The 8,642-nt window shown below is 39.7% G+C and carries 11 protein-coding genes and 1 other annotated feature; all 11 genes read left to right on the top strand.

The window, feature by feature from the left end:
• The first annotated feature begins 326 nt into the window (after nucleotides 1–326).
• Complete coding sequence (gltX, locus tag PQ474_RS18505; RefSeq protein ID WP_273846519.1) at nucleotides 327–1,790, top strand: glutamate--tRNA ligase; 1,464 nt, start codon at nucleotides 327–329, stop codon at nucleotides 1,788–1,790.
• Nucleotides 1,791–1,796: 6 nt separating this feature from the next.
• Nucleotides 1,797–2,010 (top strand) — a binding site (T-box leader).
• A gap of 63 nt (nucleotides 2,011–2,073) precedes the next feature.
• Nucleotides 2,074–2,733, top strand: coding sequence for a serine O-acetyltransferase (gene cysE / locus PQ474_RS18500; protein WP_273846518.1), 660 nt, complete (start codon nucleotides 2,074–2,076; stop codon nucleotides 2,731–2,733).
• A 47-nt stretch (nucleotides 2,734–2,780) separates the two neighbouring features.
• Nucleotides 2,781–4,178, top strand: coding sequence for a cysteine--tRNA ligase (cysS, locus tag PQ474_RS18495; RefSeq protein ID WP_273846516.1), 1,398 nt, complete (start codon nucleotides 2,781–2,783; stop codon nucleotides 4,176–4,178).
• Between the two features lies 1 nt (nucleotide 4,179).
• On the top strand, nucleotides 4,180–4,593 hold the full coding sequence (locus PQ474_RS18490; RefSeq protein WP_273846514.1) for a Mini-ribonuclease 3: 414 nt from the start codon (nucleotides 4,180–4,182) through the stop codon (nucleotides 4,591–4,593).
• Between the two features lie 2 nt (nucleotides 4,594–4,595).
• Nucleotides 4,596–5,348, top strand: coding sequence for a 23S rRNA (guanosine(2251)-2'-O)-methyltransferase RlmB (rlmB, locus tag PQ474_RS18485; protein WP_273846513.1), 753 nt, complete (start codon nucleotides 4,596–4,598; stop codon nucleotides 5,346–5,348).
• Between the two features lie 2 nt (nucleotides 5,349–5,350).
• Entirely contained in the window at nucleotides 5,351–5,860 is a 510-nt protein-coding gene (locus tag PQ474_RS18480; protein WP_273846511.1) for an NYN domain-containing protein, read from the top strand.
• Nucleotides 5,861–5,939: 79 nt separating this feature from the next.
• On the top strand, nucleotides 5,940–6,596 hold the full coding sequence (gene sigH, locus PQ474_RS18475; RefSeq protein ID WP_273846510.1) for an RNA polymerase sporulation sigma factor SigH: 657 nt from the start codon (nucleotides 5,940–5,942) through the stop codon (nucleotides 6,594–6,596).
• 280 nt (nucleotides 6,597–6,876) lie between these two features.
• Nucleotides 6,877–7,026: a 50S ribosomal protein L33 gene (gene rpmG / locus PQ474_RS18470; RefSeq protein WP_273846508.1), complete on the top strand. Its 150-nt coding sequence runs from the start codon at nucleotides 6,877–6,879 to the stop codon at nucleotides 7,024–7,026.
• A 122-nt stretch (nucleotides 7,027–7,148) separates the two neighbouring features.
• The gene (secE, locus tag PQ474_RS18465) at nucleotides 7,149–7,340 is read left to right on the top strand and encodes a preprotein translocase subunit SecE (RefSeq protein ID WP_273846505.1); all 192 of its coding nucleotides are present in this window, start codon (nucleotides 7,149–7,151) and stop codon (nucleotides 7,338–7,340) included.
• Nucleotides 7,341–7,405: 65 nt separating this feature from the next.
• On the top strand, nucleotides 7,406–7,939 hold the full coding sequence (gene nusG, locus PQ474_RS18460) for a transcription termination/antitermination protein NusG (protein ID WP_273846503.1): 534 nt from the start codon (nucleotides 7,406–7,408) through the stop codon (nucleotides 7,937–7,939).
• Between the two features lie 169 nt (nucleotides 7,940–8,108).
• On the top strand, nucleotides 8,109–8,534 hold the full coding sequence (rplK, locus tag PQ474_RS18455; RefSeq protein ID WP_273846501.1) for a 50S ribosomal protein L11: 426 nt from the start codon (nucleotides 8,109–8,111) through the stop codon (nucleotides 8,532–8,534).
• Nucleotides 8,535–8,642 lie beyond the last annotated feature (108 nt).

Below are 8,642 nucleotides of genomic sequence, written 5' to 3'. Positions count from 1 at the left end.
GGGTTTCTCTTAAAAGGCGCGCTAGCTAAGCGAAGCCATTGCCACGGCCAGAGGAAAGACAAAGTAAGAAAGTAGCTTACTAAAAAAAACGGAACCAAGGAAAAGTAGCCGCTGCCAATGTTTTAAGCCTTTCTGAGCGGGTTTCTCTTAAAAGGCGCGCTAGCTAAGCGAAGCCATTGCCACGGCCAGAGGAAAGACAAAGTAAGAAAGTAGCTCATAATAGAATGATTCCACAATCAACCAAAACTTGACCAAAAAAGTCTTAATGCTAAAATAGATTAAGTGAAAAAAAGCATAAATCATGCTAGAAACGGAAGGTGTTACATATGGGAAGTGATGTTCGCGTTAGGTTCGCACCTAGTCCAACAGGACATTTACATATCGGTGGTGCTCGTTCAGCACTATTTAATTATTTGTTTGCAAAGAGCCAAGGGGGTAAATTCATTCTACGCATTGAAGATACCGATCAGGCTCGTAATGTGGAACAAGCGCAAGAGAAACTATTAGATAGTTTGAAATGGCTTGGTATGGAATGGGATGAAAGTATTGATATTGGTGGCGAGTATGGTCCATATAGCTGTATGGAGCGTGTGGGTCTCTATGAGGAATATATTAAGCAATTGCTTGAGTCAGGGAAAGCTTACTATTGCTACATGACTGAAGAGGAGCTTGAGGCTGAGCGTGAAGAACAGAAAGCTCGCGGTGAAATGCCTCAGTATAGTGGACGTGATCGCGATTTAACGGAGGAGCAGCGCAACGTTTATGAAGCAAAAGGCCTTAAGCCAGTTGTTCGTTTTCGAGTACCTAAAGGAGAAGTTATTAAAATTGATGATGCAGTTCGTGGTGAAGTAACCTTTGAATCTGATGGCATTGGTGACTTTGTCATTGCTCGTAAAGATGGGATTCCAATGTATAACTTTGCTGTTGTCATTGATGATCATTTAATGAAAATCTCTCATGTCATTCGAGGTGAAGAACATTTATCGAATACTCCTAGACAAGTAATGCTGTATCAAGCGTTTGGTTGGGATGTACCTCGTTTTGCTCATGCATCTCTTATTTTAAATCCAGACCGCCAAAAGATGAGTAAGCGTGATGAGTCCATTATCCAATTCGTTGAGCAATATAAAGAGTTAGGTTATCTTCCAGAGACATTAGTGAACTTCCTTGCCCTACTTGGTTGGTCACCGGTTGGCGAAGAAGAAATTTTCTCTATGAAGGAATTAGGTGAGCAGTTTACATTAGAGCGTGTATCTAAAGCTCCGGCTGTATTCGATACCGATAAGCTCGCTTGGATGAATAACCAGTATGTGCAAAAAGCAGAACTTGATACAGTCGTTGACCTTGCCTTGCCGCATCTTGTGAAAGCCGGAAGACTTCCAGAAGACATGACAGAAGAAAAGCAAGCTTGGGCTAGGAAGCTTATTGGCTTGTACCAAGAGCAATTGCAGTACGGCGCAGAAATTGTTGAGTTAACAGAACTTTTCTTTAAGACAGAAATTGAGTATAATGAGGAAGCAGAAACCGTTTTAAATGAAGAGCAAGTTCCTGGAGTGCTCGCTCATTTTCTTCAAGAGCTTGAAGCTGTAGAAGAATGGAATGCAGCTTCAATTAAAGCAGCGATGAAGGCTACACAAAAAGCAACTGGTCAAAAAGGAAAGAAATTATTTATGCCAATCCGTGTTGCGACAACCGGACAGTTGCACGGTCGAGATCTTAACGATTCGATTGAGCTTTTAGGCAAGTCCGTTGTTTCAGCTCGTTTGCAACAATTATTAAATAAATCATAAAGATCTAAAAAAGCGTTGAGAGGGAAAAGTAAAAGGAGTAAGCCTTTCAGAGAGAACCATCATGGCTGAGAATGGTTTAGGTCACTCACTTTGAACATGCACCCTTGAGCCTTTTTCTGAAACTTTTAGTAGGAAAAAGCGGTTAGCTCCGTTAAAGGCTATAGAGTTAGTAGTGAACCTACTATTTAACAGAGTGGAACCGCGCACCCGCGCCTCTGTGCATCCTATATGCACAGAGGCGCTTTTTTATTTAGATAGACAAGAAGAAGGGGGATTGGAGAAGATGGGAAAAAGAATTCGTACATTATTAAATGATGTGGATGTTGTATTTGAGCAAGACCCGGCTGCCCGGAGTCGTTTAGAAGTCATCTTCACCTATTCCGGAGTTCATGCGATTTGGGCACATAGATTGGCCCATTGGTTTTGGAAGAAGCGCTTGTTTTTTATTGCTCGAAGTATTTCTCAAGTGAGTCGATTTTTTACAGGGATTGAGATTCATCCTGGTGCAGTTATTGGTCAACGGTTGTTTATTGATCACGGTATGGGTGTTGTCATTGGGGAAACCTGTGAAATTGGCGATAATGTCACTATTTATCAAGGTGTTACACTTGGGGGAACAGGGAAAGAAAAGGGGAAACGGCATCCAACGGTTGAAGACAATGTATTGATTGCCTCAGGAGCAAAAATATTAGGTTCGTTCAAAATTGGGGAGAATGCACGTATAGGGGCAGGATCTGTAGTCTTAAAAGAAGTACCACCGAACTCAACAGTTGTAGGGATTCCAGGTAGAATTGTAATTCAAGATGGGATCAAAGTTGAACATGGGTTGAATCATCATCTCATGCCGGATCCGATTGCTGATAAATTAAAAGAACTCGAAGAAGAAATAAAAGCATTGAAAGCAGAAAGAGAAAAAATACAGAAAGCTTACTCAAGAAAGTAACTTCCTGCATACGGTATAGAGAAGATTTGTAAGAAGGAGTCGTGCAAATGTCTATTCAGGTTTATAACAGTTTATCAAAGAAAAAAGAGCTTTTCGTTCCGTTAGAAGAAGGAAAGGTGAAAATGTATGTATGCGGACCTACCGTTTACAACTACATTCATATTGGAAATGCTAGACCGCCGATTGTTTACGATATGGTTCGCAGGTATTTAGAATATAGAGGCTATGATGTAACCTTTATCTCTAACTTTACAGATGTTGATGATAAAATCATCCGTGCTGCAAATGAATTAGGTGAAGAGGTTTTCGAAGTGGCTAATCGCTTTATTGAAGCCTATCATCAAGATACCTGTGCCCTTGGTGTTAAAGAAGCAGATATTCACCCACGTGTCACAGAGACGATACCAGAAATTATTTCGTTTGTTCAAGCTCTTATTGAAAAAGGCTATGCTTATGAGTCAAAAGGAGATGTGTATTTTAGAACGAGAAAGTTTGAAGGATACGGAAAACTTTCTTCGCAATCGATTGAAGACTTACGTTCTGGGGCAAGAATTGAAATAGATGAACGTAAAGAAGATGCTTTAGACTTTGTTCTTTGGAAAGCAGCGAAAGAAAATGAAATTTCTTGGAACAGCCCTTGGGGAGAAGGTCGCCCAGGTTGGCATATTGAATGTTCAGCAATGGTCAAAAAATATTTAGGTGACACGATTGATATTCATGCCGGTGGTCAAGATTTAACGTTCCCTCATCATGAAAATGAAATTGCCCAATCAGAAGCTTTAACTGGAAAACCGATGGCTAATTATTGGCTTCACAATGGATTTATTAACATTGATAACGAAAAAATGTCGAAATCACTCGGAAATTTTGTTTTGGCTAATGAGATCATTCGACAACATTCGGCAGAGGTCGTTCGCTTTTTCATGTTGACTGCTCATTATCGTAGTCCTATAAACTTCAGTGATGAATTATTAGAAGGGGCAAAGAGTGGACTTGAACGATTAAAAACAGCCGTTTCAAGTTTGGAATACAGACTTAATGAATCAGCTGGGTTAGGTGAAACCGGTGATTGGCTAGAGAAAATCACGGCACTAAAAGACCGCTTTATTAAAGAAATGGATGATGATTTTAATAGTGCGAATGGAATTGCTGTCTTATTTGATTTAGCCAAAGAAGCAAATCGTTATTTACGTGAATCGAATACCTCTAAAGAAGTATTGGAAGTTTTTCTATCACAATTTAATGATTTATCAAATGTATTAGGCATCAATCTTCAAACTCAGAAGGAGCTTCTTGATGAGGAGATTGAGCAATTGATTGAAAAACGAAACCAAGCTAGAAAAGATAAAGACTTTGCTCTAGCCGATCAAATCCGTGATGAATTAAAAGAGCAAGGAATTATGTTGGAAGATACGGCACAAGGTGTACGCTGGAAGCGAGGATAAGATGAAACTGATTGATGCCTCAATTGATTTGAAACAATTAAACGCATTAGCTCTTGCCTACATGGGGGATTCGGTGTTAGACATGTATGTTCGCTACTATTTAATCGCAAAAGGGAATGTAAGACCACACCGTCTCCATGTTGAGGCAACCAAATATGTCTCAGCGAAAGCACAAGCGTTTATTATTGGGAAGATGTTAGAGGAAGAATTTTTAACAGATGACGAGATTGCGGTTTTCAAACGTGGTCGAAATGCGAAGTCTGGTTCCATTCCGAAGAACACAGATCTGAACACCTATCGCTATTCAACTGGATTTGAAGCCATGTTAGGTTATCATTATTTTCAAGGAGCACAAGAGCGTCTTGATGAGATTATGAAAAGAGCCGTTTGGATAGTAGAAGAAAGGAGGAAATAAAGATGAGTCAGGAAGAATTTATTGTTGGGAAAAATCCCATTATTGAAGCGTTAAAATCCGGTCACTCAATTAATAAGATTTGGATTGCGGAGGGGTCTCAAAAAGGGCAGATGACAAAGGTCGTTCAATTGGCGAAGGAGAATGGTGTACTCGTTCAACATGTGCCAAAGAAGAAACTAGAGCAGCTTGCCGATAGTGACAATCATCAAGGGGTTGTGGCTTCGATTGCGGCCTATGAGTATGCAGAGATGGACGACCTGTTCCAAGCAGCAGAGAAGAAAGGGGAAGAACCATTCTTTCTTTTATTAGATGAAGTAGAAGATCCCCATAACCTCGGATCGATCTTACGGACAGCGGATGCAGTTGGTGCACATGGGGTCATTATTCCAAAAAGAAGAGCAGTTGGGCTAACGCAAACAGTTGCTAAATCTTCTACTGGAGCGATTGAATATGTACCAGTAGTGCGAGTTACGAACTTAGCCCGAACGATGGACGATCTAAAGAAAAGAGGCATATGGTTTGCTGGAACCGATGCTAAGGGAACGGATGATTATCGACAAGCTTCATTTGATATGCCAATTGGGTTAGTGATCGGAAGTGAAGGAAAAGGGATCAGTCGTCTTGTAAAAGAGAAATGTGATTTTCTTGTACGAATTCCGATGGTCGGGCATGTCACGTCTTTAAATGCTTCAGTTGCTGCAAGTTTGTTGATGTATGAAGTCTACCGGAGACGAACAAAAGTAGGCAGTGAATAAGGATGAAAGATATCTTGCTCGTGGACGGCTATAATATGATTGGCGCCTGGCCTGAGCTTCGTCAAATGAAAGATAAAGATCTCGGTTTAGCGCGGGATCGTTTAGTTGAAATCATGGCAGAATATCAGGCATACACGGGGTATAAAGTGAACGTAATCTTTGATGCACATATGGTTGAGGGGATCGGAAAGAACTATCATAATCATCGTGTCGATGTCATTTATACGAAGAAGAATGAAACGGCGGATGAACGCATTGAGAAATTAGTCCATCAGTTAAAGAGAATCGATACCCGAATTCATGTTGCAACCTCGGATTTCACCGAACAATCACTTACCTTTGGAAGTGGTGCTTTAAGAAAGTCGGCGAGAGAACTTCTCATAGAGACGGAAATGACCGGAAAGGGCATCGACAAAGAAGTACAAAAAACGCAAAAAAAGAAAAATTCGACAAAAATTCCGCTTAGTGATGAAATTGCTGAAATTTTTGAAAAATGGCGTCGACAGCGTTGATGTGTGGTTGACCAGCTGGAAAACTGTGCTATATAATGACGTTATAACTTAGTCAACAGCCAAGGTCGGAGGGATTGTCGTGAGCATGGACCTTCAAGAAACGAAATTAAAACCGATTTATGACACAGTGGACGATGACGATTTAGTCATTTTTGTACGAAATGGTGACAGTGGCGCACTGGAATTTTTGATCAACAAATATAAGAATTTTGTTCGCGCAAAAGCAAGGTCTTATTTTTTGATTGGTGCAGATCACGAAGATATTGTTCAAGAAGGAATGATCGGACTTTATAAAGCGGTTCGCGATTTTAATGGGGACAAGCTATCATCCTTCAAAGCTTTTGCTGAATTATGTATTACAAGACAAATTATTACGGCCATTAAAACAGCAACAAGACAAAAGCACATCCCGTTAAATTCATATGTTTCATTGGACAAGCCTTTGTATGATGAGGAATCAGATCGAACGTTACTCGATGTTATTTGCGGGACACGTGTAACCGATCCTGAGGAATTACTCATTAATGCGGAAGAGTTTGCTGATATTGAATTGAAAATGGGAGAACTACTAAGCGATTTAGAACGTCAAGTTTTAATGCTCTATCTTGATGGGAGATCGTATCAAGAGATATCAGTTGATTTAAATCGTCACGTTAAGTCAATTGATAATGCTCTGCAACGTGTCAAAAGAAAACTTGAGCGTTATGTTGAGTTGAAAGGTGTATCACTAACTTAATATCTCTAAGGATAACCCCTGATATTTGGTCATGAATAATGTTAGATCGAATGCAGGGGTTATCCTTATGAACTCCAAGTCTATGAAAAAGAGAAAACCGGTAGATTAAAAGATTTAACAACAAAGAGAAGATTTTAGAGTGAAACAAGTGAAGTATAATGAACGATGAATAGCTACTGGAACAAGAATGACTGACTCTTTCTATTCTTCTAATAATTGACACGTTATACCGTGTATGATAGATTGAATTAGTATGTACTTGAAATGCTGGAGGTGCGAAGTGCGAACGAATGTTGTACTAGCATGTGAAATTTGCCGGTCAAGAAACTATTCAACTCAAAAGAATAAACAAAATACAAGTGAGCGGATTGAAATGAAGAAGTTCTGTAAAGCTTGTCAAGAACATACTCTTCATCGTGAAACGAAGTAGTGTTTATTCGTTGAATCTAAATTTTTATCGGACAAGCTTCGTCCATTTTATTTAACTATTAATGATATTCGAATAGATAAGGGCAATTTTGTCTATATTGATTGATGCTGGGGGTGTCTGTCGTGGCTGGCGGAGTGAAAAACATTGGAAGTTTCTTTCGAGACGTCGTAAAAGAAATGAAGCGCGTATCGTGGCCATCTCGTAAAGAGTTAACACGTTATACGTGGGTTGTTATTGGTACAGTAGCTTTTATTTCTGTATTCTTTTTTATCGTAGATTACGGGATTTCAACACTTCTTCGTTTCTTAAACTAATTATATTGGATAGATCATTAAAGCGCTTAGCGAAGGAGGGAAGGACAAAATCGTCCTATTGAAAAATGGAAAAAAATTGGTATGTGCTTCATACGTATTCAGGTTATGAAAATAAGGTAAAGACGAATCTGGAAAAACGTCTAGAATCAATGGACATGACAGATAAAATCTTCCGTGTACTCGTACCTGTAGAAGAAGAAACAGAAGTGAAAAACGGGAAGAGTAAGACTGTATCAAAAAAAGTATTCCCTGGTTATGTTATTGTTGAAATGATTATGACAGATGACTCGTGGTATGTTGTTCGAAATACACCAGGAGTAACAGGGTTTGTTGGATCTGCGGGTGCTGGTTCAAAACCAACTGCGCTTCTTCCAGAAGAAGCGGAAGCAATCTTGAAACAAATGGGTGTAGAGCAACCAAAAGCGGAAATCGACTTCGAAATTAAAGAATCTGTAAAAGTTAAAGAAGGTCCTTTTGCTAACTTTGTTGGATCCATTGAAGAAATTCAAATGGATAAACAAAAAGTAAAAGTACACGTAAATATGTTTGGTCGTGAAACGCCGGTCGAACTGGACTTTAACCAAGTGGAAAAGATTTAATTCGAAAAAAACTTGCTATCTTGTGATAGAAGTGATAGAATCTTCATGGTTGACAAATGGTTTCATTAAATGAGCCATCGGGTGCATGTGTGCATCCGTTTTTTGAGTGGGAGGGTGCAAATTTAAACACCCGGATACCACATCACGGACTTTAAGGGAGGTGTGTCACGTGGCTAAAAAGGTTATTAAAATGGTAAAATTGCAAATCCCTGCTGGGAAAGCTAATCCAGCGCCACCAGTTGGTCCTGCATTAGGTCAAGCAGGTGTTAATATCATGGGATTCTGTAAAGAATTTAACGCTCGTACTTCAGACCAAGCTGGTCTTATTATTCCAGTTGAAATCACGGTATTTGAAGATCGTTCGTTTACATTCATCACGAAAACTCCACCTGCAGCTGTTCTTCTTAAGAAGGTTGCTGGGATTGAGTCTGGTTCTGGAGAGCCTAATACAAAAAAGGTTGCTACAGTAAAGCGTGATAAAGTACGCGAGATTGCTGAGACAAAAATGCCAGATCTAAACGCAGCTAGTGTAGAATCTGCTATGCGTATGGTTGAAGGTACTGCTCGCAGCATGGGTATTGTGATTGAAGACTAATTGGTAAGTTTCTGGAGGTTGCGATGAGGAGATACCCTCTTTACCTAATTTATTAGGTTCGCAACCTTTAATAGTGGGAGGTATTACCGCTAAAACCACATTCGAGGA

The sequence above is a fragment of the Halalkalibacter alkalisediminis genome (assembly GCF_028610705.1).
In the GTDB taxonomy this organism is placed as follows: Bacteria; Bacillota; Bacilli; order Bacillales; family Bacillaceae_D; genus Halalkalibacter; species Halalkalibacter alkalisediminis.
Note: the sequence above shows the minus strand (reverse complement) of the source record. Positions and strands in the feature narration are given on the sequence as shown.